The organism is Amycolatopsis sp. NPDC049688 (assembly GCF_040674975.1).
GTDB lineage: Bacteria > Actinomycetota > Actinomycetes > Mycobacteriales > Pseudonocardiaceae > Amycolatopsis.
Window position 1 is genome coordinate 442,772 of record NZ_JBFANY010000002.1, and the last position, 23,990, is coordinate 466,761.

The 23,990-nt window shown below is 72.8% G+C and carries 15 protein-coding genes; 10 read left to right on the forward strand and 5 right to left on the reverse strand.

Annotation, left to right across the window (positions count from 1 at the left end; all coding sequences use genetic code 11):
• The first annotated feature begins 63 nt into the window (after window positions 1-63).
• Complete coding sequence (locus AB0J55_RS08050) at window positions 64-606, forward strand: YbaB/EbfC family nucleoid-associated protein (protein WP_364244461.1); 543 nt, start codon at window positions 64-66, stop codon at window positions 604-606.
• Window positions 606-929 (forward strand): WXG100 family type VII secretion target, encoded by a 324-nt coding sequence (locus tag AB0J55_RS08055; RefSeq protein ID WP_364244464.1) that lies wholly within the window; start codon window positions 606-608, stop codon window positions 927-929. The genes AB0J55_RS08050 and AB0J55_RS08055 overlap by 1 nt, the downstream gene beginning before the upstream one ends.
• Window positions 930-1,204: 275 nt before the next feature.
• On the opposite strand, the gene AB0J55_RS08060 is transcribed toward AB0J55_RS08055, so the two are convergent.
• Entirely contained in the window at window positions 1,205-1,381 is a 177-nt protein-coding gene (locus AB0J55_RS08060) for a hypothetical protein (protein WP_364244467.1), read from the reverse strand.
• Window positions 1,382-3,107: 1,726 nt separating this feature from the next.
• Entirely contained in the window at window positions 3,108-4,712 is a 1,605-nt protein-coding gene (locus AB0J55_RS08065; RefSeq protein WP_364244470.1) for a hypothetical protein, read from the reverse strand.
• On the opposite strand from AB0J55_RS08065, the gene AB0J55_RS08070 reads away from it, so the two are divergent.
• From AB0J55_RS08070 to AB0J55_RS08095, 6 genes are read left to right on the forward strand one after another with little or no spacing between them, the layout of a single operon-like run.
• A complete protein-coding gene (locus AB0J55_RS08070; protein ID WP_364244472.1) occupies window positions 4,632-8,630 on the forward strand; it encodes a toxin glutamine deamidase domain-containing protein in 3,999 nt (1,332 codons plus the stop codon). The two genes, AB0J55_RS08065 and AB0J55_RS08070, sit on opposite strands and share 81 nt — an antisense overlap.
• The gene (locus AB0J55_RS08075) at window positions 8,631-9,065 is read left to right on the forward strand and encodes a hypothetical protein (RefSeq protein ID WP_364244475.1); all 435 of its coding nucleotides are present in this window, start codon (window positions 8,631-8,633) and stop codon (window positions 9,063-9,065) included.
• The gene (locus tag AB0J55_RS08080; RefSeq protein ID WP_364244478.1) at window positions 9,062-10,477 is read left to right on the forward strand and encodes a TNT domain-containing protein; all 1,416 of its coding nucleotides are present in this window, start codon (window positions 9,062-9,064) and stop codon (window positions 10,475-10,477) included. Before AB0J55_RS08075 ends, AB0J55_RS08080 begins: the two co-directional genes overlap by 4 nt.
• Window positions 10,478-12,721 carry an ADP-ribosylglycohydrolase family protein gene (locus tag AB0J55_RS08085; protein WP_364244481.1) on the forward strand — a complete coding sequence of 748 codons (2,244 nt, stop codon included), beginning with the start codon at window positions 10,478-10,480 and terminating at the stop codon, window positions 12,719-12,721. It begins immediately after the preceding gene.
• A 16-nt stretch (window positions 12,722-12,737) separates the two neighbouring features.
• Window positions 12,738-15,575, forward strand: a complete 2,838-nt coding sequence (locus tag AB0J55_RS08090) for an ADP-ribosylglycohydrolase family protein (protein WP_364244484.1) — start codon at window positions 12,738-12,740, stop codon at window positions 15,573-15,575.
• Window positions 15,576-15,608: 33 nt separating this feature from the next.
• Window positions 15,609-17,516 (forward strand): TNT domain-containing protein, encoded by a 1,908-nt coding sequence (locus tag AB0J55_RS08095; RefSeq protein WP_364244487.1) that lies wholly within the window; start codon window positions 15,609-15,611, stop codon window positions 17,514-17,516.
• Here the strand turns inward: AB0J55_RS08095 and AB0J55_RS08100 are convergent.
• The 3 genes from AB0J55_RS08100 to AB0J55_RS08110 are packed head-to-tail and all read right to left on the reverse strand — an operon-like array spanning window position 17,503 to window position 21,114.
• Window positions 17,503-18,354 (reverse strand): class I SAM-dependent methyltransferase, encoded by an 852-nt coding sequence (locus AB0J55_RS08100; RefSeq protein WP_364244490.1) that lies wholly within the window; start codon window positions 18,352-18,354, stop codon window positions 17,503-17,505. The two genes, AB0J55_RS08095 and AB0J55_RS08100, sit on opposite strands and share 14 nt — an antisense overlap.
• A 12-nt stretch (window positions 18,355-18,366) precedes the next feature.
• Window positions 18,367-19,674, reverse strand: coding sequence for an ATP-binding protein (locus AB0J55_RS08105; RefSeq protein ID WP_364244493.1), 1,308 nt, complete (start codon window positions 19,672-19,674; stop codon window positions 18,367-18,369).
• Window positions 19,675-19,677: 3 nt separating this feature from the next.
• Complete coding sequence (locus AB0J55_RS08110; RefSeq protein ID WP_364244495.1) at window positions 19,678-21,114, reverse strand: CCA tRNA nucleotidyltransferase; 1,437 nt, start codon at window positions 21,112-21,114, stop codon at window positions 19,678-19,680.
• Between the two features lie 101 nt (window positions 21,115-21,215).
• Here AB0J55_RS08110 and AB0J55_RS08115 point away from each other — a divergent pair, with 101 nt between their 5' ends.
• Window positions 21,216-21,770: an NUDIX hydrolase gene (locus tag AB0J55_RS08115; protein WP_364244497.1), complete on the forward strand. Its 555-nt coding sequence runs from the start codon at window positions 21,216-21,218 to the stop codon at window positions 21,768-21,770.
• Window positions 21,767-23,917, forward strand: coding sequence for a DUF6049 family protein (locus AB0J55_RS08120; protein ID WP_364244500.1), 2,151 nt, complete (start codon window positions 21,767-21,769; stop codon window positions 23,915-23,917). Before AB0J55_RS08115 ends, AB0J55_RS08120 begins: the two co-directional genes overlap by 4 nt.
• Window positions 23,918-23,990: the final 73 nt, after the last annotated feature.

Here is a 23,990-nt window from a genome sequence, read left to right on the forward strand (position 1 = left end):
CCGGGGGCACCTGTGACCACCGCGGGCGACGACCGTGCACGGCTCGAAGCACGGAATGCCGCGATGAAGGACCAGATGGACACCCTCCTGGAGAACTTCGAGCGGCAGACGGCGCAGCTGCGTGACGCCCAGGCCGCGGCGGCCGAGACGACGGCCCAGGTGAGTTCCCCCGACGGCCTGGTCCGCGCCACTATCGACGCCGGCGGCAGCCTCGCGAAGCTCGAATTCGCGCCCACCACGTTCGAACGCACGACGCCCGCGCAGCTCGCGAACACCGTCCAGACGCTGGTGCGTCAGGGATCGCTGCAGGTCAAGCAGAAGATCGCGGACCTGATGGCGCCGATCACCGAAGGCTTGCCGGACCTCGCCGACCTGGTCGAGGGCGCGCCGTCGCTGGCCGGGCTGGTGCCACCGATCCCTTCGTTCGACGAGTTCGTGGAGGATGCCCCGGCACCGCGGCCCGAGTCGTTCGAGGACGGCGGTTCGATCCTGCGCAACGAGCAGGCGCCGCCGGTCCCCGCGCCCAAGCCCGCACCCAAGCGCATCCGCCCGCCGCGTGACGAGGACGAGGAGCCGCCGTCGTCCTGGATGACGAGGGGCGACTGATGCCGGACGGGGGTTCCGGCTTCACGGCGGAGCCGGACGCGGTGCTGCGCGCGTCGAACGGCCTGGTGACGGCGGCCGACGCGCTGGACAACGCGGCGAAGGCGCTTTCGGCGGCCCTTGCCGCGCAGGGTGAGTGCTGGGGTGGCGACGACTCCGGCAAGGAGTTCGCCAAGGACTACGTGCCGGGCGCGCAGGGCGCCGTCGAGGGGTTCACGAACCTCGTGCAGGGGCTGCGGGGGATGCAGCAGAACGTCGCCAAGTCGATGAAGGCCCTTTCGGGCGCCGACGAAGACGTGACGTCCCAGCTGAGCAAGGGGCATTGACGCGTGGGGATGGAGATGCCCGACGCGGTCAAGTGGCTGCTGCCGATCGTCGTCGGCGAGAGCTGGCCCGAGGGCGACGAGACCAAGCTGCGCGCCCTGCGGGACGCGTGGCACACAGCGTCGGCGGCGATCGGGCCGGTGTCCGAGACGGGCAACCAGGCGGCGTCCGGCATCCGCGACAACTGGACGGGCGACGGCGCGGACGCGTTCGCGGAGCAGTGGAAGAAGTTCGTCGAGGGCGACGAGGCGTACTTCAAACAGCTGGCCGACGCGGCTCAGGCCCTGGGCGATTCGTGTGACCAGACGGCGTTGGACGTCGAGTACACGAAGTACATGATCATCATTTCCCTGATCATCCTGGCGGCCCAGATAGCGGCGATGATCGCGGCGGCCGCGGTGACGTTCGGCGGCTCGACGGCGGGGATCGCGCCGGCCCAGATCGCGACCCGCATGACCGTGCAGATGCTGTTCCGGCAGCTGCTCGAGAAGCTGGCGCAGCAGGGGTTCAAGCAGGTCGCGAAGGAGCTGCTGGAGAAGCTGCTCAAGCAGGGCCTCAAGAAGATCGGCATGGAGGTCCTGAAGAACGAGGCCATCAACCTGGGCATGGACGCGGGCATCCAGGGCCTCCAGATGGCCAAGGGCGACCGCAAGGACTGGGACTGGTCGAAGACGTCGGACGCGGCGATCTCGGGCGCGGTCGGCGGAGTCGTGGGGGCGGCTTCGGGGTCCATCGGGCGGGGAGCGACCGAGGGGCTTTCGCACAGCGCGGGGGGTCAGGTCGCGGACGCGGCTTTGCGGGCGGGGGCGCGGGGGGCGGTCGAAGGGGTCGCGCAGACGGTCGGCCAGGCGGCGGTTACCGGGGATCTGGGGTCGCTGACGCCGGAGCAGCTGCTGATGGGGGCTTCGAGCGGGGCCGTCGGAGGGGCTGTCGGGGGCGCGAAGGAGCAGCTCCACTCGGTTCATGAGGCGAATATCCCGCGGGATGCCGGGGAGGCTTCCGAGCCTTCCGGGGAGTCGGCTGGGTCGGAGGAGCCGCGGGGGGAGGGTTCTTCCGAGTCGCGGGGTGAAGAGGCTGGACGGCGGTCGGAAGAGTCTCGCCAGGTAGCTTCCGAGGTCGAGTCGCGAGGTGAAGAGCCACGCTCGCAGGCTGAAAGCCGCGGCGAAGGAACTCCCGAGTCTCAGTCGCGGGCCGACGAACCACGACCGCAGGCCGAGTCCCAGGGCGAGGCGGCTTCTGAGCCCCAGTCCCGAGGTGAAGAGCCACGCCCGCAGGCTGAAAGCCGCCGTGAAGCAGCTCCCGAGCCTCAGTCGCGAGGTGAAGAGCCGCGTCCGCAGGCCGAGTCCCGGGGCGAGGGGGCTTCCGAGGCCCAACCGCGAGCCGAAGAACTACGACCGCAAGCTGAGACTCGGCACGAGGCAACTCCCGAACCCCAACCGCGAGCCGAACCCCGGAGCGAGGCGGCTTCCGAGGCCCAGTCGCGTCCGCAGGCTGAGCCTCGGCATGAGGCAACCCCCGAACCCCAACCGCGGGCCGAGCCCCGGGGTGAGGCGGCTTCCGGGGTCCAGTCGCGAGAGGAGCCGCGTCCGCAGGCCGAGCCCACTCCCGAACCCCAGTCGCGAGGCGAAGAACCACGACCCCAGGCTGAGTCGCGGGGACCTGTGGCGGAGCCGCGCAGCGAGGGGGCGTCTCCGGCCGCAGGGTGGGCCGCGTCGGAGGCGCCGCGGTCGAATGGCGACCATGTCCAGCAGCCGGAGGGAGCCCGGGGGGCGGAGTCGTCGCAGCAGGCGGCGAGTTCGTCGGGGGGACCGTCGCAGGGCGGCTACGGCATGGCCCCGCCGCCGGGTTCCGGCCCGGAGCCGGGACGGCAGAGCGGCGGACGCCCTCAGGACAACGTCGGCGCGGCCGGGTTCACGGGCGGCGCGAGCCAGCCGTTCGCGGCGGATGCGGGTGGGGTGCCGAACGGGCCGTCGCCGCAGCAGGTGTCGCCCCCGCCGGGTGGTGGGTTCGCGCCGCCGCCGGGCGGAATGCCGACCGGCGGTGGTCCGGGACGTGCCGGTGGCCCGCAGCCGGGTGGAGCGATGCCGCCGCGGGGTGGGCAGGTGCCACCGGAGCCGCGACGGGTCTCGCCGCCGGATCCCCGCCGGGCGTGGCAGAGCGGGCAGCCGCTTCGGCCGCCCTCAGGTGGGCCCGCGCCAGCTCAACATGGCGGCCAGTCGCACCAGGGCGTTCACCCGGGCCGGCAACCTCACCAGGGCGGTCAGCCGCTGCCGGGCGGCCAACCGCACCCGAGCGGACAGCAGTTCCAGGGCGGTCAATCCCAGCACGGCGGGCAGCCGCCAGTTCACCCGAGCGGGCAACCGTTCCAGGGCGGCCAGCCGCCGACCAACCCGGGCGCCCAGCCCTTTCAGGGCGGGCAACCGCACCAAAACGGACTGTCGTCGACCACCCCTGGCCCCCAGCCGTTCCAGGGTGGGCACCCTGGCGGCCAGCCGCAGGCCCACCCCGGCGCTCAGCCCTTCCAGGGCGGCCAGCCGCCGAATCAGCTGGGCGGACAGCCCCACCCGGCCGGACAGCCGCCAGTCGGCCCCGGCACGCAACCGTTCCCGGGCGGCCAGCCAGGTCAGTCCCATCCAGGCCAACAGCCGCCGGTTCACCCGGGCACCCAGCCACTCCCAGGCGGGCAGCCAGGCCAGGCCCATCCGGGGCAACAGCCGCCGGTTCACCCGGGCACCCAGCCGCTCCCGGGTGGGCAGCCGACGGCTCACCCCGGCACGCAGCCGTTCCGGGGGGGCCAGCCGCACGCGGGTGGACAGCCGCCGGGTGGGTCGTTCGCTGCTCAGCCTGGTGGACAGCAGCACGGGCAGCCGCCGGGTTGGCAGGCTTCTCCGCGGGGGTCGCAGGCTCCTGGTCAGCCACCTCAGGGTGGGGGGCATCCGCATGATCCGCGGCGGATGGCACCTTCGGGCGGCGGGCAGCGTCCTGGTGGGTACCCGGGTTCGCCGGGTCCCGGTGGGCGACCGCCGATGCCGCCTGCGCCCGGTGGGCGGCCGGCTGTTCCGCCGCATGATCCGCGCCTGGGGCCGCCGGCTGTTCCGCCGCCGCGGTTCGGGCCGCCGCAGGAGCGGCTGGCCCGGGGGCCGTTCGAGCCGCCGCGGGTGGGGGATTCGCGGCTGCCTCAGGAGCAGCCGCGGGCGTTCGAGCGGCCGGGGCAGGACCGTCCGGCTGCGCACGAGCAGGCACCGGCAGCCGAACCAGCCGCATCCGCACCGGAACGCCCAGCCACGCACGAGCCCGTGGCCCAGCACGCGCCGGCAGCCGAACCGGTGGTGCATGAGCAGGCCGGATCCGCCGAAGAACACACGCCCGCACCGGAACGCCCGGCCACGCACGAGCCCGCGGCCCCACACGCGCCGGCAGCCGAACCGGTGGTGCATGAGCAGGCCGGACCTGCCGGGGAACACGCGCCGGAACGCCCGGCCGTGCACGAGCCGGTGGCCCAGCACGCGCCAGCAGCCGAACCGGTGCGGGAGCAGGCCGGACCCGCCGGGGAACACGCGCCCGGCGGTGAACGGCCTGCCGAGCAGTCGGCGCCCGCGCATGAACAGCCGCAGGTCGAGCAACCAGGCGACCACACTCCCGCCCAGGAACAGCCGCCCGCCGCCGAACACGCGTCGACGCACGAACAACCCGGTGAGCAGCCGGTGCCCGTCGATGAACAGCCGCCCGCGCCGGCGCACGAACCCGCCGGCGACGAGCCCTACCTCACCGACGAGCGGTTCCACACCGAGGATCCCGCCGGGATCCGGCGGATCGAGGACACCTTCATGGACTCCGGGCGGCACAGCCCCGAGTCCGGCGAGTGGCGGCACGAACAGGTCCGCCGGGAAGCCCTCGCCAAGCGGGACGAGTTCCACCCCGGTGTCTCCGATGCCGGGGCGCTCGCCGTGCACGCCTACACGCGGTACGAAATGGTCGGACCGCTCAACCGGGCGCTGCGGATGGGTGGCCCCGAGCTCGTCGACCTCGCGCCGCAGGCCGGGGCGCTCGTCTCCGGGCTCAACGAGCTTCCGCCGCACGTCGGGACCGTCTCGCGGCGGATCGACTTCCAAGGGGATCCCTCGCGGCTGCAGGCCTTCCTCGGCCGGTTCCACGAAGGCGCGCACATCACCGAACCGTCCTTCCTCAGCTCGTCGAAGGTCGACGCGGAACACCCGCGCAGTTCCTTCCCCGGCGAGGTCGAGATGCGGATCCAGTCCCAGACCGGCCGTGACGTCGAAGCCATGGCCAGCATCGGGCACGAACGCGAAGTCCTCTTCAAAGCCGGGACGCAGTTCGAGATCACCGGCCTCGAGAAGGGCCCTGGGCACCCCGACAACCCGAACCGGCGGCCCGGTGAGCCGCACTGGATCGTGCACGCCGAGGAGGTCGGTCCCGGGCATCCGCGGCACCTCGGCGAGACCGAGGCGCGGCAGGCGATCGAACAGCGGCGGGCCGACGAGCGCGCCGACGAAGAACGCTTCCAGCGGGAAGCCGACGCCGAGCTCGAACAGTTCTACGCCGAGCACCCGCACCTGCGGCCGAGCGGGGACATGTCCAAGCTCACCGCCTTCGACGACCCCAGTGCGCCGCCCCCACCTGTGCGGCGGCCGCCGGCCACGACCGCTCCCGATGGTGGCTGGGCGCAGCTCGCCGAGCCGCTCCGGCCGGGTGGGACGCCCGTGCTGCACGCCGGGTCCGTCGAGACGCCGCAGCAGCACGCCCGCCTCGTCCGGGACGCCGTTCCCGAGCTCGGTGCGGTCAACACCCGCAACCACTACGCGCCGAACGCCCTCGAAAACGGGTTCCGGACCAACGCCGCCGAATCGATGGCCGCCTTCGAGCGTCGGATGAACGGCGAAGACGTCGTGGCCGGCCCGGCCCGGGGTGAACGCCTCGACGGGCCGTGGAGCAGCCGGGGCAGTTTCGACGACGTCGCCCGCGACCTCGGCGAGCGGCCCGTCGGTGCGCGGTCCGCCGTCGCCTTCGAACACGGCGGCACCGAACGGCTGGTCGCCGCCGTGCACACCGAGCACGGGGTCCTGTTCGCCGATCCCGTCAGCGGGCGGCTGGCCGAGCTGCCGCCCGACGCCGCCGGGATCCGGGAGCTGCCGCTCGGCCCGCACGAAACGATCGCCGACCGGCTGAGTCCCACGCCCGAACGGCTGCCGCACGACGAGGGCTACCTCTTCGACGGCGACCACCGCGGCACCCCGGCCGACCACGAAAGCATCCGCCACGCGGTCGGCAACGAGGACATCTACCAGCAGATCCACGACCGCGCGCTGGCCCGCCGGGACGCCGCCGGACTGCCTCTCACCGACGAAGCCGCCGTCGCGGTGCACGGCTACACCCGCGGCGAGTACGCCTACGACGTCAACGAGGCCCTGCGCCGCGGCCCCGGCCACCCCGGCTTCGACCTCGCGCAGGCCAACGCGCGCGCCATCGTCGACGGGCTCAACCAGGTTCCGCGCACGTCCGGCGAGAGCATCCGTGCCTTCGACGTCGGCGGCGATCCGCGGCTGGCCGAGCTCGTCGCCGGGCCGTACGAGCCGGGCGCGGTGGTCGTCGAGCCCGCGTTCTCCAGCGCGTCGATCAAGACCGACGAGTTCTCCACCAGCAAGTTCGGCGACGACGTCGAGCTGCACGTCCGGTCCGACAACCTCCGCGACATCTCGAAGCTCGCCGAGAACCCGTCCGAGCGCGAGTCGCTCTCGCCGCCCGGCACGCAGCTGCTGGTGCACGAGCGGCGGCTGGAGATCACGCCCGAGGGCCGCCGCAAGTGGGTGATCGAAGCCGAGGAGATCGGCCCAGGCCACCCGCGCTACCTCGAGCCCGAGGCCGCGCAGCAGAAGATGGCCGAGCGGCGGGCCGAGAACGAGCACAACGCGGCCGAGTTCGAACGGCGGCGGCAGGCCGCGCTGATGGAACGCCTCGGCGGCTTCGGCGAGCCCGAGCACGTGGCACCGCCGCCGGAGCACCCCACGGTCCACGACGCCGCCGACAGCCCCGCCGAGCCCCTGCCCGTCCCCGAGCCGGGACCGGACTACTCCCGGCTGGCGCGGTCGACGAACCCGCCGTCCGAACCGGCCATCCACGCCGACGGCACGACGCCGAGCGAGCGCGCGGCCTACGTCCAGGACCGGCACCCGCACCTGCGCGAGGTCAACCCGGGCTTCCACCAGCCGGGCGCGCTGGAGAACGGGTACATGTCCAACTGCACCCGCGGGCCCGAGGCGTACCTGGACCGGCTTCGCGGTGGCGACATGACCGCCGAGCCGATCCTGTTCCACGAGATGGGCACGCGCGGCACGCTCGAGCACCTCGAAGGCCGGTTCGGCGAGACGTTCTCCGAGCGCGGCAGCTACGACGACGTCATCCGCGAGATGCGGGACAAGCCGCTCGACCACCACGCCGTGGTCGCGGTGAAGTACGAGGGCCCGAACGGCGTCGTGTACGGGCACGTCGCGATGGTCGTGCACACCCGTGACGGTGTCGCGTTCATCGACCCGCAGTCCGGCGACCTCATGCACCTGCCGCAGCCGCCGAAGGGCATCAAGCTGATGCACGTCGGCACGCCGGACGAGGTGCACGTCCAGCCCGAGCACACCGCGGGCGAGACGCACGGCGGCTACGGCCACGCCCCGCAGTCCCGGCTCGACGAGCTGCTCGCCCAGCCGCGGGTCGCCGAAGCGCTCGCCGGCGCCACCGCCGACCTGGTCGTCAAGGACCACGAGGGCAACCCGCAGAACCTCGGGCCGGTCGGCGAGTTCGTCCGGACGCGGCTGGCGGAGCACCCCGAGCTGGTCGACCTGCTCCACGACCCGGCCAACGAGTTCCTGACCCGGTCGCTGCTGCGCAAGCCGGAGACGATCGCCAGCCTGCTGGTGCACGACGAGGCCATCCCGATCCTCGCCGACGCCGTGCACGAGGTCCACCACCCGGACCCGGACGCCGAACCGGTGGGCCCGCAGGCGGAGCCGACGCCGCTCACCCCGGAGCAGGCCGAGGTGTCGCGGGAGGTGATCGACCAGGCGAGAGACCACCCGGACGCGCACCGCGCACAGGCACCGTTCGACCCGAGCAAGCTCGGGGACGAGGCTTACACGCGGGAGTACCTGGCCGAGCGCTACCGGGAAGCGGCCCGGGCCGATCTGAAGCTGAAGGAAATCCTGCCGCCGCTCGCCGAGGAGACCGGCGGCCACGCCGGGTTCCGGCCCGGACCGAAGTCCGAAGGCCGCGCGATGGACAAGATCAACACCAACTACAACGGTGACGCTTCCTTGCTGGTCGACCTCGCGGGCGCGATGATCCAGTTCGAACGGGTGCAGGACGCCTACGCGGCGTTGGCGCGCATCGCGGAGCATCCCGACCTGGAGATCGTCGATTTCGACGACCGGTTCGCCAACCCCGCTCCGGCGGGATACCGCGACCTGCAGATGAGCGTGCGCATCGACGGGCACGTCGCCGAACTGCGTCTCCACCTGAAGTCCTTGGACGACGTTTCGGCGTACGAGCATTCGCTGTACGAGGTCCGCCGCGACTTCAAAGCCCTCGCGAAGGCCGAGGGCCGCGGCTACACCGACGAAGAAAAAGCCCTGATCGACGGGCTGATCAAGCGCGAACGGGAACTGTTCTGGGACGCGCTGCAGGGGAGTCTTTAGATGGTCCAGACGCCGTCCTACTTCGAGTACTTCGCCCACAGCTACGTGGTGGAGAGCACGCCCGATGGCGGGCTGACCGGTCGCATCCTGAACTGGAAGACCGGAGCGTTCGAGGAAAACCCGGAACACGTCATGGATGTGCTGTTCGACCACAGCCCGGACATCCGAAGCCTCGATCACGAGCGGTTCGTCCACCGGACCGAGGAACAGCGGCAGCGCTACCTCCGCGGGGACGGGCCGATCTTCGCGCTCTACCAGACCATCGACGCGATCTGGGCCGCGACCGAAGAGGAGCACCGCAAGATCACCAAGGAAGAGCGCGCGCTGATCGACTCGATCTACCGGCGCACCTTCAAGATGTGGGAGGACGAGTTCGCCCGCCGCGCCGCCGGCGAAGCCCCGACCTTCACCTTCACCTCGGTGATCCCGCAATGATTCACGTGGAACATCGACTTTCGCCCGAAGCGCAGCGGACCCTCCTGGTACGCCTGGGAAAGCTCGTCCGCGAGCACCGCACGGACGCCGCCAAGCCCGCCGTCGTCGACTTCCGGCAGGTCGGCGCGCACACCGAAGCCGTCGGCCACAACACGGCGACGCCCGACGAACTCATCGAGCTCTTCACCGAACTCCGCGCCGGCATGTACACCGAGGGCCGCGGTACCTGGCTGCAGGCGCGGTTCACGCTCACCCCCGACGGCGCCTTCGACTTCGACTTCGCGCTCGACGACGATCCGCTGTGGACGGACGCCCCGGAGCCGGCCGCCTACCCGGCGGAGCTCGCCGCGTTCCCGCGGGCCGACGAGCACATCCCGGACTGGTGGCGGCTGCGCGCGCAGCTGCCGCTGGGCGTGGTGTTCCGGCACGCCGACGTCGGCGGCCCGGACGTCGAGCGGCCACCGCTCACCGACACCGAGGTACCGCTCGTGCTGCAGTACCTCGAGCGGGAAGCCGTCGTCCACGAAGACGGCGACGAGCGGTTCCACACCGACGGCACGTGGATCTGGTCCGAAGCCGTCCCGCTCCTGCTCGCGAAGCACGGCGTGCCGCCGGAGCCGGACCTGGTCGCGCACATCCGGCGGCACCACTTCCAGCCGCCGTACGTCGAGCCGCTGGTCCGCCGGACCGCGGAGGCGGACCTGCTGGGCAAGCCGCGGCCGAAGCCGGGCCGCGCCGACGTGAAGAAGACCAGCGGGGACGTCGCGGCCGAGCTGGAGACCACGCCGGACCCGAAGCTCGCCGACGAAGAACTGCTGATCGTGCTGGTCCAGCGGCTCGGCGAGCACGGCGTCTGGCCCGAGGCGTACCGGGTCGGCGAGCGGGCGGACGGCGCGTGGTGCCTCAACTACACCCCCGAGGGCTGGGAGGTCGCCGCGTACGCCGGCGGCAAGCCCCGCGAGCCGCGGTACTTCGGCCGCCTCGAGGACGCCGCCCAGCAGCTGCTCGGCGCGCTGCTGCTGCACCCCGCGCGGATGACCGCCGGGCACGAAACGCCGCTGGAAACGGCCAAGGAACTGGACGACTGGCCGGTGCACCCGGCTCCGGGTGAGCCTCCCCTCACCCTGCTCCGCAACAAGCGCATCACCAGGCTGGTGGCGGGTACGGTCGTCCTGCGCTTCGGCGAGGAACCCGGCAATCTCGTTCACCACGGCGAGGTACGGTTCGCCACGACGTCGCTGCCGCTCGAACGGGAGCGGGTGCGGCGGAGCTACCGGCTGAGACGCCCGCTGCACGTGATCACCGGCATCACGGTTCCGTGGGCGAACCTGCCGGGTGGTGCGGTGGCCTTCGTGCTGCCGAAGACGATCGCCGAGCACGAGTCCGACGGAAGCCTGGAGAGGATCGAGTAGGTGGAAGCGGCGGAAGCGATTGCCAAGGTCGGCCAGTGGCTGCGCGCGGTGCACGGCCCGGACGTCTCCGGTCCCGCGGGTTTGCGGGTGGACACCGAGAAGGTGCTGCGCATCCCCGAGGGCTGGTCGGTGCCCTACAACACCATCGCGTTCCTCGACGAGGGCCGGCCGGAGAAGGAGATCTTCCCGCCGCCGTCGGTCGTCGTCCGCGAACCGGACGGCGAGCTGCGGCAGGCCCACCCGCACCCCGGCGGCCTGTCGGTGCCGGTGGCGTTCCCCGGCCAGGAGAACTGGCGCGAGGTCGTCGACCCCGAGTACGTGAAGGCCGGGCTCGGCGAGCTGGGCGTGCCGCTGCAGGCCGTCGCGGGCTGGGTGAAGGTCGACGCCGAGGGCAACCAGACCGGCGAGGAGCGGGAGAACCCGGAGTACAAGGCCGGGCCGATCCGCCGCGGCTACCCCAAGCCGGACAACACCCTGGAGACGCTGCTGTCGTTCGGCAGCGTCGGCTGGCTGACCCGGGAGCTGCTGCTCATCGGCCTGATCCGGTGCGAGGTGTACGTCCCGCTCGACCTGGAGACCGGCAAGACCGACCGGTTCTACTTCGCCGAGGAGCGCAACGAGCTGAAGGTGTTCAGCTCGACCCGGCACCTGCCCTCGCGCGAGCACGGCTGGTGGAAGGTCGACGTCGCGACGCTCGCCGAGTTCGAGCACCCGCCGAACCTGGTGATCAACGGCGGCCCGACGACCATCGAGGACGTCTCCAGCGGCGAGCTCGCCGAGATCGTCAAGCGGTTCCCGCGGCACGAACCCCGCATCGACGTGCACGGACGCTGCCCGGAGGCGGAGGAGGACCTGATCCGGGTCGCCACCGAAACGGCGTCCCGGATGGGGCTGCCGGATCCGGTGAAACCGCCGCTCAAGGCAGCCGAGAAGGCCCGCCGCCGCGGCTTCGAGCTGACGGCCGAGGAGTGCGCGAAGACCGTGCTCGGCGAGTCCTGGCTGAAGCGGCTCGCCATGCCGGAGCCGCCGCGCAGCAAACCCAACGACCTGCGCGCGAACGGCCTTGCCCCGGCGTACGACAACGCCGGCCGCCCGGTGCCGCGGCTCGACACGTTCGGCAAGTACTTCGAGCGGGACGTCGACGGCTTCCGCTACGGCTGGCAGCGCGTCACGGGCGCGTACGTCGGCTTCGCGCTCGGGGAGGCTCTCGGCGCGGCCGTCGACCGGATGATGCTGCACGACATCCACGCGAAGTATGGCATCGAGGGCGTCACCGACCTGGTCCCGGCGTTCGACCAGCCCGGCCGGATCGGCTCGCTGACCCAGCGGCTGCTGTTCTACACCGAGGCCGCGATCCGCAGCCCGCACCGCGAGCAGCCGGAGTCCCGCGAGGCCGAGCAGCTCTTCCCGGACGTCGTCCGCGGGGCGCTGCAGCGCTGGCTGCGCACCCAGGGCGCGCCGATGGACGCCGTGGACGGCTGGCTCGTGCAGGTCCCGGACCTGCACGCCCGGCGGGACGCCGACGACGCCGAGCTCAACGCCTACCACCAGCTCGTGACCGGAACCGCCGGTGCGCAGCCGATGATCGGCCCGGCCGCCCTCATCCCGGCGCTGCCCGCCGCGCTCACCATGGCCGGGCCCGGCAGCGGATTCAGCGGCGGCGCCCGGCAGGCGGTGCGCGAGCTGGCCGGCGTCACCCACCCGACCGAGCCCGACCTGGCCGCGGCGACCTACCTGACCTGGCTGTTCGAGCACGCGCTGACCAAAGACCCGTTCAGCTTCCCGATCTGGAACACCAGCCGCGAGGTGCTCAACCCGGACAACCAGTTCCAGCAGGGCCCGGAGTGGACGGCGATCGCGGAGATGGTCGCCGAGTCGGTGCCGTTCTTCGGCGAGCACGGGCTGCCCGACCTGCGGATGCCCGAGCTGATCGGCGACGGCAAGACGACGCTGTCGGTGCTCGGACGCGCCTTCGCCGCGTTGTCCGGTTTCGAGAACTACCCGGAGCAGGCGCTGCTCCGCGCGGTCAACCACTCCGGCCGCAGCGCGCTGACCGGCGCGATCGCCGGTGCCCTGCTCGGCGCACGGACCGGGATCCCCGGGCTGCCGCAGAAGTGGGTCGACCAGCTGGAGCTGCGGTACCTGGTCGAGAACGTCGCTTCGGACGCCTACTGGCACTTCGACCGGCATTCGGCGCTGAGCGCCCTCGGCGACCAGTGGATCGAGCGCTACCCGAGGCATTAGCCCGAGGATGGGGAAAATGGCAGAAGACGGCGGTTTCGTCGAGTGGCGTCCCGACGTCGACCCGGAGTTCGACGAGAAGGCGTTTCCCGATCTCGGCATCCCGGTGCGCGCCATCCGCGGCTGGACGCAGTACACGCTGTTCGGGGAGCCGACCGGGCCGCGCCGGGGCAACGAGCAGTACACGCCCGGCCCGGTGTGGCGCGGGTTCCCGGTGCCCACGACCGACGCCGAAAAGCTGCTGAACTATCTGAGCGTGAACTGGATCAGCCGCGCCGACTTCACGCGCGCCCTGCTCGACTGCGAAGTGTTCGTACCCCTGCTCGACGGCGAGCCATTGGTGCGGCCGGTGCCGGGCACCGGCGGGCGGGAGGTCATCGCCTACAGCTCGTCGGCGAAGGTGCCCGGGCGCTACCCGCGCCGGTGGCGGGTGACGGTCCGGGAGCTGCCGTCGTCCGGGCTGACCCTCGACCCCGGCACCGGGCAGGTCCGCAGCCTGACCGCGGCCGAGCTGACCGAGGCCCGCGGCGGTGCGCCCGAGCTCCGGCCCCGCGTCGAGGAACTCGCCCCGGAAGCCGGGCCCGAGGTCGCCGAGGCGCTGCCCGGGCTGGTCGCGGAGTTCGGCGTTGAGCCGCCCGACCTGCTGGAACGGCACCTGCGGTACGCCGTGGACCACGCCCGCGACCACCACTTCGAGCTGACGCCCGCCGAGTGCGTCCGGTACCTGCGCGGGTTCGCCTGGCAGTACCGCAACGGCGTCCGGCGCCGGGCCGGCCAGGACCCGGAATGGCCCGCCGACCCGGCCGCGAACGGCCTGATCGCGCACGTGGACGAGGACGCGCGCCCGCGTCCGGTGCCGTGGACGTTCGGGAAGTTCTCCGCCTTCGGGACGCTCGCCGGGCGCTTCGCGTGGCACCGGATCGTCGGCGCGTACGTCGGCTTCGCGATCGGTGACGCGCTGGGCGGCGGCGCCACCGGCCCGCTGCCGATGGGCGGCCTGACGCGGCACCTGCTGTTCCACACCGACACTCTGCTGCGCGGCCTGCCGCCGGTGCCGACCGGCGAGGTCCCGGCGACCCTGCCCGAACCGGACCCGGTCGGCTGGCTCGCCGTCGCGACCCGGCACGCGGGCCCGGCGCCCGCCGAGTTCTCCGCGCTGCTGGCCACGGCGTTGGCCGCGACCCCCGCCGGCGCGGTCGCCCTGGCCGACGTCGACGGCGAGCAGTACGCGAAGGACGTCGCCCGCGAACTGACCGGCAGCGCGGCCGGCGCCGAGGTCACCGAAGGCGTCGAGCTGCTGGTCTCGCTGTTCCAGGCCCTGCTCACCCGCGACACGTTCGCTTTGCCGGTGCACGTCCGCCTGCGGGAGGTGGGCGGCGACCTGGCGGCGTCCACGCTGGCGCTGCGCGAGGACCGGGACGCCGACGACGTCACGCAGCTGGAGAGCATCGGCGACGGCCGGAGCGTGCGGTCGGTGCTCGGCCGCGCGCTGTTCGCCGCCGCCAAGCGCGGGTACGACCCGGAGGCGGCGATCCGGCTCGCCGCCCGGTCCGGCCCGGTCACCGGGGCCCTGGCCGGGGCCATGGTGGGCGCGCGGCTCGGCGTGCCGGGCCTGCCCGCCGCGTGGGTGACCGCGCTGCCCGACTTGGGCCTGCTCGACGACGTCGCCAGCGACGTCTTCTGGTACTTCAACCGCAACGGCCTCCAGACGGAGACCGCGGAACACGCCCGCTGGGAACGCCGGTACCCGAGCGGCCGGTTCACCCCGAAACCGAAGGGACCGGACTTGCGATCGCGACTGCGGGGCAGCCTGCTGGCCGGGGCGATCGGCGACGCGCTGGGCGCGAAGACCGAGTTCGACTCGATCGACCGGATCCGCGAAATCGCCGGCCCGGCCGGCATCACCGACTTCATCCCCGCGTACGGCGGCGTCGGCCGGATCACCGACGACACGCAGATGACGCTCTTCACGCTCGAAGGGCTGATCCGGGCGCACGCCCAGCAGCGGCGGACCGGCTCGGCCGACGTCGTGCACTCGCTGCAGCTGGCCTACCAGCGTTGGCTGCACACCCAGGGCGTCACGTGGGACCGGGCGCGCGGGCCGCAGTCAGCCGTCGAGGAGCCGGACGGCTGGCTGATCACGCACCAGGAGCTGTTCAGCAGGCGTGCTCCCGGCCTGACCTGCTTCGGCGAGCTGGAGGCGTACGGCCGCTCGGGCGTCCGCGGCACCATCGAGCGGCCGGTGAACAACTCGAAGGGCTGCGGCGGCGTGATGCGCGCAGCCCCGATCGCGCTGTGGTCGGACGACCTCGCCGAGGTGTTCCGGCTCGGGGCCGAGAGCGCGGCGCTGACCCACGGCCACCCGAGCGGGTACCTGTCGTCGGGCTGCTTCGCGGTGATCGTCCACGAGCTGCTGCACGGGAAGCCGCTGCTCGACGCGGTCGCGACCGCGCGCGCCGAGCTTGTGAAGCACCCGGGGCACGAAGAACAGAGCGCGGCGCTCGACGCGGCCTTGGCACTGGAGGGGCCGCCGACGCCGGAAAAGCTCGAGCAGCTGGGCCAGGGCAACGTCGGCGAGACGGCGCTGTCGATGTCGGTGTACGTCGCCCTGACCACCACGGACCCGGATTCGGCGTTGCTCGCGGCGGTCAACCACAGCGGCGACAGCGACTCGACCGGCTCGGTCTGCGGCAACCTCGTCGGCGCGATGTACGGCGAAGAAGCCCTGCGGAAAAGCTGGCTGGACCAGCTGGAACTCCGCGACGTCATCGTCGGCCTCGCGGACGACGCGCTCACCGAGTTCGGCCCGGATGCGCCGGCCGACGACCGGTGGTTCGCTCGGTACCCGGTCGACTAGGTTTTGGGTTACTGGGGACGGGGAGGACGAAACGTGCGCTACCGGGTAGAAGTGGCCGAACGCCCGGACGGCCTGTACGCGACATGGGGCGAGGGGACCTACCGCGCGCAACGGTCGACCACGGACGGCACCGTGCTGCTGTCGGTGCTGCCGGAGGAAGAAGCACCGGAGGGCTTCGACAAGGAGTTCGAGGGCCGTCCGGCGAAGGTCGTCCCGGCGAGCGAGGTGCCGTCGACGTTCACGCTGCGGACCTTCGCCGAGTACGACGGCGAGGTGTTCGAGGTCGCGCCGGACGCGCGGCCCGAGCTGACCCTGCGCTGGGTCCGCGACGACGCCGTCCGCGCGGCGCAGCTCGGCCTGACCGGCTTCTCGGTCACCGTGCCGGCCAAGCAGGTCACGGCGTTGTGGCAGACGCGGTTGGACTTCACGGAAGCGCCGGAGGCGCGGCCGCAGCCGGGGACCGGCGACCAGAACGCGCTGCTGCGCGCCATCGGCCGGACGCTGCTGCACACCGTGCCCGGCGGCTGGACGCGGGTCGGCGCGCAGTTCCGGCAGGTCGGGGACTACGCCGAGATCGAGGTCCGCGCGGTCGGCGACGAGGACGGCCCGGTGTCGGTCTCGCTGCCGGCGGTGCCCCGGCTCGGCGGGCTGTTCGCGCGGCTGCGGGCCGCGATGTTCCAGCCCGAGGCCGGCACGTGGTTCCAGGGCACGTTCACCCTCGACGCCGAGTCGCAGTTCGACTTCGACTTCGACGCCGACCGCGAGCCGGACTGGCGGGTGCCGCCCAACGACGGCGGCCGTCCGTCGACCGCCGCCTACGAGCTGGAGCTGGCGAACTTCCCGCGGACGTCGAAGCACATGCCGGCGTGGCTGACGGCGAAGGCGGGGCTGCCGCTGGACGTCGTGTTCCGGCACGCGCGGATCGCCGACTCGCACGCCGAGGGCGAGCGGCCGGTGGTCAACCGGCCGCCGGTGCCGCCGGACCAGGTCCGCGGGCTGCTCGACTACCTGTTCCGGGCGCCGGTGGCGCTGCACCGGCCGGCGCCGCTGCCGGACATCTTCGGCGGGCCGGGCGCGAAGCCGGACGTGCCGAACGCGTTCCACACCGACGGCACCTGGATCTGGCCCGCCGCCGTGCCGCACTACCTGCGCAAGTACGGGGTGCCGCCGGAGCCGGAGCTGGTCGAGCACATCCGGGCGGCCGGGTTCCGGCCGCCGTTCGTCGGCGAGCTCGTGCGGGCGACGGCGGAGGCGGAGGTCCTCGGGCAGCCGCGGCCGCCGCAGACGACCGCCGACCTGCCGGACGAGCGCACACTCACCCGCGTCGCCCGCGGCGAGCAGGTGCGGAACCTGCGTGGCGCGGAGACGCTGGAGCTGCTCCAGCAGCGGCTCGCCGAGCACGGCGTGCCCGCGGCGGCCTACCGGATCGGCGCGAACGAGATGCCGTCCGAGGGGGTCTGGACGCTGCGCCGGGCCGAGAACGGCTGGGAGGTCTCCCGGCCGCCGTCCGACGAGCCGGTGGCGTTCGGCTCGCTCGGCGACGCGGCCCGGTTCCTGCTCGGCGTGCTGCTGATGCAGCCGCCGCGGCCGGCGGAGGAGTCCGACCAGCCCGCCGACTGGCCGATCCTGCCGCTGCGCGGCGAACCGCCGTTGAACTTCTACCGCAGCAAGCGGCTGATCACCCTCGCTCCCGGCACGACGGTCGTCCGGTTCGGCAACGAGACCGGCAACCTGGTGCACGCCGAGGGCTCGCGGTTCGTCGAGACGGCGCTGGCGTTCGACCGCGAACGCGAGAAGCGGCTCTACCGGGTGCAGCGCGCGGTCCGGGTGCTGACCGGCGTGACGGTGCCGTGGGGCGGGCTGCCGGGCGGCGCGGTCGCCTACCTGCTGCCGAGGCCGCTCGCCCAGCACCTCGAGACGGGCTCGCTCAGCAGGCAGTGATCAGGACGGCGGGCGACCACCAGTAGTCGGCGAGCGGTTCGACGCCGACCTCGGTGAAGCCCGCCGTCTTCAGCTGCTCGGCCCACACCGCGGCCGGGTGCTCCCAGTTCGTCCGCTGCTGCCCGGAGACGATCCCGAGCAGCACCGGCAGCAGGAAGCCCTGCGCGACCAGCGTGGCGTCTTCGCCGTATTCGGCCACGCCCCGCTCGTAGCGCTCGACCAGCGAGCGCAGGTGCTCGGGCGAGCCTTCGTCGTACTCGGGGACGTCGAACTCGGCGAGCACCAGTGTCCCGGTGCGCGGCTGCAGCGTCCGCAGCACCTCGGCCCGCTGCTCCGGCTCGATGGACTGCAGCGCGAAGGTCGACTGGACGAAGTCCCAGCCCAGGTCGTCGCGGGCCAGGAAGTCCTGGGCGGTCGACTGCCAGCACTGGGCCGACGGCACCCGCTCGTGGACGCCTTCGAGCAGCGCGGCCGACGGTTCGACCAGGTCGATCCGCGGCGGCAGGTGCGACGCCTGCTCCAGCGCGGGCACGACGGCGAGGCCGTCACCGCAACCCAGGTCGAGCAGCGACTCCGGCTTGGCGGCGTCGTAGCGGGCGGCCAGCTCGGCGCTCAGCGCCCGGTACAGCTCGACGTTGCCGCCGCCGCGGATGAACGCCGTGAACGCGCTCGGCTGGTCGTACACCGGCGCCGAGCCGTCGCCGGCCAGGTAGTCCCGCAGTTCGTCGGCCAGCGTGGAGCCGGCGCGCCCGGCCTGGGCGGCGAGTTCGGCAGCCTGGTCGCGGTCACCGGAGCGGTAGGCGGCGAGAGCGTCGGCGAGCAGCTCGATCGAGGTCATGGTCAGGGGATATCAGAACGGGACCCACAACGTCACCCGCGTGCCGCCCCCGGCGAGTCCCGATTCGACCAGCGACGTCCCGCCGACCTCGGCCAGCCGGGCGGTGATCGACTCGCTGATGCCGAACCCGGCCGGGTGGTCGGCCGCGCTGAAGCCGCTCCCGTGGTCGCGGGTGATCACCGCGATCCCGCCGTCGCGCTCCTCGACGCGGACCACGACCCGGTCGGTCCCCGAGTGCTTCATCGTGTTCCGCATCGCCTCGCGGACGGCGTCGCGGATGGCGATCTGGCGCACCTCCGACAGCGTGTCGTCGTCCAGTTCGGCCACCACGAGCTGGGCGCGCAGGCCGTCGCGGGCCATCTCGGCGGCCAGCGCGGCGAGCTTCTCGCCCAGCGGCCGGGCGCCCGCCTCGGCCCGCTCGGACGCGGCCGACTCGATCGTGTGCCGGATCTCCATCGCCTGCGCCCGCGCCAGCCGCTGGATCTCCACCAGCCGTTCTTCGGGGTCACCGGGGCTCGAGAGCGCCATCGCTTCCAGCGTCTGCAGCACGGTGTCGTGCAGCCTCCGGTGCTGCTGGGCGCGCTCGGCCAGCCGTCCGTTGCGGGTGCCGTAGGCCAGCGCCAGGCGGGTGCCGAGGCCGGTCAGCACCAGCGCGGCGGTGGCCAGGAACAGCTCCGCGAGCAGGATCGAGTACGTCGAGAAGGCGGCCCCGAGCAGGAACCCGCCGGTGTTCAGCCAGTTCGCCAGCATCCGGAGCGGAAAGCCGAGCAGCCCGAACACCACGCCGCTCGGGAGGCCAAGGGCGAGCGTCAACAGCCCCGCCTCGCCGTAGAGGTGGACGCTGGTGACCGCGAGCGCGTCGAAGTACGCCGTCGTCGGCACGGTCAGCGCGATGAGCAGCGGCGAAAGCACGGTGAAGGCCAGGTCGACGGCCAGCAGCTTCCCGGCGTCGCGGCCGCGGAACGGCGCCGACCGGAACATCCAGCGGAGGCCGATGACGTTCAGCGCGACCGACAGCAGCGTGAACACCGCGACCGGCAGCAACCCGGTCGCGCCGTGCTGGAGGACGTAGACGCCGAACTGGCCCGGCACCGCAAGCAGCCGGTACGCCAGCGGGATGAGCACGACGTACCGGGTCGCGCGCAGCAGCAGGCCGTCGCGTTCGGTGGGGTCGATCGGGCCGGACATCCGCGAGATGCGCCGCAGCGCGTGCATCGGCGCCGGGTCGGCGATCTCGTCGGGCAGCTCACTCGTGGCGGTCGCGATCGCGGGGGCACCGCGCCTCAGCAGCGCCACCAGGAAGCTGCCCCCGCCCGCCACGGCTCACACGTCCCCGACGCCGTTTTCCGCGGCCCACTTCTTCAGCTCGGCGACCGCTTCGTCGTGCTCCAGCGGCCCGCGGTCCAGGCGCAGCTCCTTGAGGAACTTCCACGCCTTCCCGACGTCCGGCCCCGGCTTGAGGCCGAGCAGCTCCATGATCTGCTCGCCGTTGAGGTCCGGCCGCACGCGGTCGAGGTCCTCCTTGGCCTTGAGCGCGGCGATCCGGGCCTCGAGGTCGTCGTAGGTCGCCTGCAGCGCGGCCGCCTTGCGGCGGTTGCGGGTGGTGCAGTCGGCGCGGACCAGCTTGTGCAGCCGGGCCAGCAGGGGCCCGGCGTCCGTGACGTACCGGCGGACCGCCGAGTCCGTCCACTCGCCCTTGCCGTAGCCGTGGAACCGCAGGTGGAGGAACACGAGCTGGGAGACGTCGTCGATGATCTCCTTGGAGAACTTCAGCGCCCGCAAACGTTTGCGGGCCATCCGCGCCCCGACCACCTCGTGGTGGTGGAAGCTCACCCCGCCGCCCGGCTGGAACTCCCGGGTCGCCGGCTTGCCGACGTCGTGCAGCAGCGCCGCCAGGCGGAGGACCAGGTCCGGCCCGGACGTCGGCTCGTGCGTCTTCTCCAGGTCGATCGCCTGGGCCAGCACGGTGAGGGAGTGCTGGTAGACGTCCTTGTGCTGGTGGTGCTCGTCGATCGCCAGCCGCATCCCGGGCACCTCGGGCAGCACCCGGTCGGCCAGCCCGGTGTCGACCAGCAGCTCCAGGCCCGGCCGCGGGTCGGCCGCCAGCAGCAGCTTCGACAGCTCGGCCTGCACCCGCTCGGCGGTGATCCGGTCGATCTCCTCCGCCATCGACGTCATCGCGTCGACCACCCGCGGGGCGGCGGTGAAGTCGAGCTGGGCGGCGAAGCGGGCGGCGCGCAGCATCCGCAGCGGGTCGTCGGCGAAGGACTCCTGCGGCGTCGCCGGGGTGTCGAGGACCCGCTCCCGCAGCGCGGTCAGCCCGTCGTGCGGATCGATGAACGTCTTGGACGCCAGCTCGACGGCCATCGCGTTGACCGTGAAGTCGCGGCGCAGCAGGTCGCCCTCGATGCTGTCGCCGAAGGTGACCTCGGGGTTGCGGCCGACGCGGTCGTAGCTGTCCGCGCGGAACGTCGTGATCTCGAGCTGCATGCCCTTCTTCGTCACGCCGACCGTGCCGAAGGCGATCCCGACGTCCCAGACCGCGTCGCCCCAGCCGCTGACGATCTTCAGCACCCGGTCCGGCCGGGCGTCGGTGGTGAAGTCGAGGTCACCGGACTCCCGGCCGAGCAGTGCGTCGCGCACGCTGCCGCCCACGAGGTACAGGCGGTGCCCCGCACTGGCGAACCGTTCCGCCAGCTCCTCCGCCAGTGGGGAGACCCGCATCAGCTCCACCACCTGCTTCTCGACCACGTCGTTCACGAAAATCCCACTACGTTCCAGGTGCGATAGCTGCAGGCACCGCCGGACACGGACACGGAGAGCCAGCCTACCGGGGCAACCGGTTGCTCTAGCATCGCAGCATGTCTGGATCAGCCGGCCGCCCCGGCGCCCCGAAGCCGCGCAGGCGGCGGAGGCGTCAACGCGGCAGGCGCCTGACCACGGTCGACGAGACGTCGGCCGGTGGCCTCGTGGTGGACACCGACCGCGAACAGGCGGTGCTGATCGGCCGGCTCGACCGGCACGGCAGACTGCTGTGGTCGCTGCCCAAGGGCCACATCGAGGACGGTGAGACGGTGGAACAGACAGCCGTGCGCGAGGTGAAGGAGGAAACCGGCATCTCCGCGCGCGTCCTGCAGCCACTGGGCACCATCGACTACTGGTTCGTGGCCGAGAAGCGGCGCATCCACAAGACCGTGCACCACTTCCTGCTCGAAGCGCTCGGCGGCGAGCTGTCCGACGAAGACGTCGAGGTCACCGAGGTGGCCTGGGTCCCGCTGGCCGAGCTGGAAGCCAAACTCGCCTACTCCGACGAGCGCAAGCTCGTCCGGAAGGCCGGCCAGATGTTCAAGGAACTTTTCGCGCGCCCGGACGTCCACGGACGAGACGAGCACGCCCCTGAGGGAGCCCCCGAGTGAAGCGGTTCGCCGCAGCCTTCCTTTCCGTCCTCTTCCTGGCCGTCCCCGCCTTCGCCGGAGCCTCGGTGGCCCAGGCGGAGGAAGGTGCCCGCCTGCGCGTGGACCTGGCCGGGCTCAGCCCGCGCGTGATCACGACGTCGTCGACGACGCTGACCATCACCGGCACGGTGACCAACACCGGGGACCGGAAGGTGACCCGGCCGCAGGTGCGGCTGCAGGTCGGCGACCGGGCGACGAGCGAACGCGGTGTCGGCGACGTGCTGTCCGGCGCGGTCATCAAGGACACCCCGCTGACCGACTTCACCTCGGTCGCCGAGGTGCTGGAGCCCGGGCAGAGCGCCCCGCTGAACATCACCGTCCCGCTGACCGGGACGCGGGCGGAGCGGTTCGGCCGCCCGGGCGTCTACCCGCTGCTGGTCAACGTCAACGGCACACCGGAGTTCGGCGGCCCCGCGCGGCTCGGCGCGGTCAGCATGCTGATGCCGGTGCTGACCGCGCCGGGCAAGCAGGCCACCGGCCGGTCCGGGGCGCCGAGCATGACCCTGCTGTGGCCGCTGACCGGCAACGTCCCGCACGTCTACGCGTCGCCGTACGGCAGCCCGCTGGTGCTGGCCGACGACCGGATGGCCGGTGAGATCAGCGGGGACGGCCGGCTGAACGCACTGGTCAGCGCGGCCGCGTCGGCCGTGCGGAGCAACTCGGACCTGGCGAAGTCGATGTGCTTCGCGCTCGACCCGGACCTGCTCGCCACCGTCGACGCGATGAGCCGCGGCTACCTCGTCCACACCGAGTCGGGGAACGTCGACGGCAAGGGCACCGACGCCGCGAAGGCGTGGCTGTCCGATGTCCGTTCGCTGGTCGGCGGCCGGTGCGTGGTCGCGCTGCCGTTCGCCGACGCCGACCTCGACGCGCTGACCCGCATCCGTCCCGGCGACCCGAGCCTGGTCACCCGCGCGGCCACCGGCGCCGCGACCATCCAGCAGCTGACCGGCGTCACCCCGCAGAGCGGGGTGCTGTGGCCGGACGGCACGCCGAGCGCGTCGGTGCTCCCCGCGCTCACCGACGCCGGCGTGCGGACCGTGCTCGCCGACGCGGGCAAGCTCGCCCCGGCGGCGGCCGGCGGCGGGGTCACCGTGCAGGGCAGCACCGTCCGCGTCCAGCCGACCGACTCGCTGGTCTCCGCCGCGATGACCGGGGTGCCGTCCGTGCCGGACTCGGTCACCGTGCCGGCCACGACCGAGCGGGCGATCGCGAGCCAGAACGGGCTCGGCGCGCTCGCCTTCCGCGCCGGGCTGGGCCAGCCGGCCGGGCAACAGCGGCCGGACCACCTGCTGGTCGCGCCGCCGCGGCGGTGGGACGCCCCGGCCGAGGAGTTCACCACCTACCTGCGGCAGGTCGGGGCCTTCCTGGACGCGGGCCTGGTCACCGCGACCGGGCTCTCGGCGCTCCTCGCGGCCGACCCGGCCGCCTCCGGCGTGGTCGGCGACGGCGGCCAGGACCCGGCCGGCATCGACGCGGGTGTCGTGTCGACGTTGTCGACCCTCGACGTCCAGGCCACCGGGCTGGCGTCCGCGATGCAGGTCGACCCGACCAAACGGGTGAAACCGGACGACGTCGTCGAGCCGGTCCGGCTGGCCGAGCTGCGCGGCGCGTCGACGGCCTGGCGGGGCCTGCCCGCGGACGCGGCGACCACGAACGCCCAGGCCGAGCTGGCGGCGATCAGCGGGCGGGTGACCGTCTCGCAGCCGAAGCAGACCATCGCGCTGGCGTCCGGGAACTCGCCGCTGCCGGTGTACGTGAGCAACGACCTGCCGGTCGGCATCAACGCCCGGTTCACCCTGAACAACAACACCGGCCTGCGCCCGGAGGACGCGAAGGACTGGTACTTCCCGGCCAGCGGCGGCAAGAACTACTTCCTCCCGGTGGAGGCGCTGCGGGCCGGCCGGTTCAGCGTCGATGTGTCGTTGAGCACGCCCACCGGTACCCCGCTCGGGTCATCCGCGCGGTTCGAGCTGACGTCCACCGAGTACGGCGCGATCACCATCATCGCGACCGTCGCCGCAGGTGTGGCCCTGCTTCTGCTCGCTTCCCGGCGCATCTACCGCCGGGTCAAGGACGCCCGCGCGGGCCGCGACGTCGTGGACTGATCGCTCGGCCTTTGAGTGTTCCGGGCCGTTCACGATTACCCTTGGTCCGCACGTGCGCGGCAGGCGGCCGCGG

Excerpts from the sequence above, each read along its gene's own strand:
- AB0J55_RS08050 (WP_364244461.1), top strand. The coding sequence starts at position 64 with ATGAAGGACCAGATGGACACCCTCCTGGAGAACTTCGAGCGGCAGACG.
- AB0J55_RS08055 (WP_364244464.1), top strand. The coding sequence starts at position 606 with ATGCCGGACGGGGGTTCCGGCTTCACGGCGGAGCCGGACGCGGTGCTG.
- AB0J55_RS08060 (WP_364244467.1), bottom strand. The coding sequence starts at position 1,381 with ATGCGGGTCGCGATCTGGGCCGGCGCGATCCCCGCCGTCGAGCCGCCG.
- AB0J55_RS08075 (WP_364244475.1), top strand. The coding sequence starts at position 8,631 with ATGGTCCAGACGCCGTCCTACTTCGAGTACTTCGCCCACAGCTACGTG.
- AB0J55_RS08080 (WP_364244478.1), top strand. The coding sequence starts at position 9,062 with ATGATTCACGTGGAACATCGACTTTCGCCCGAAGCGCAGCGGACCCTC.
- AB0J55_RS08090 (WP_364244484.1), top strand. The coding sequence starts at position 12,738 with ATGGCAGAAGACGGCGGTTTCGTCGAGTGGCGTCCCGACGTCGACCCG.
- AB0J55_RS08100 (WP_364244490.1), bottom strand. The coding sequence starts at position 18,354 with ATGACCTCGATCGAGCTGCTCGCCGACGCTCTCGCCGCCTACCGCTCC.
- AB0J55_RS08115 (WP_364244497.1), top strand. The coding sequence starts at position 21,216 with ATGTCTGGATCAGCCGGCCGCCCCGGCGCCCCGAAGCCGCGCAGGCGG.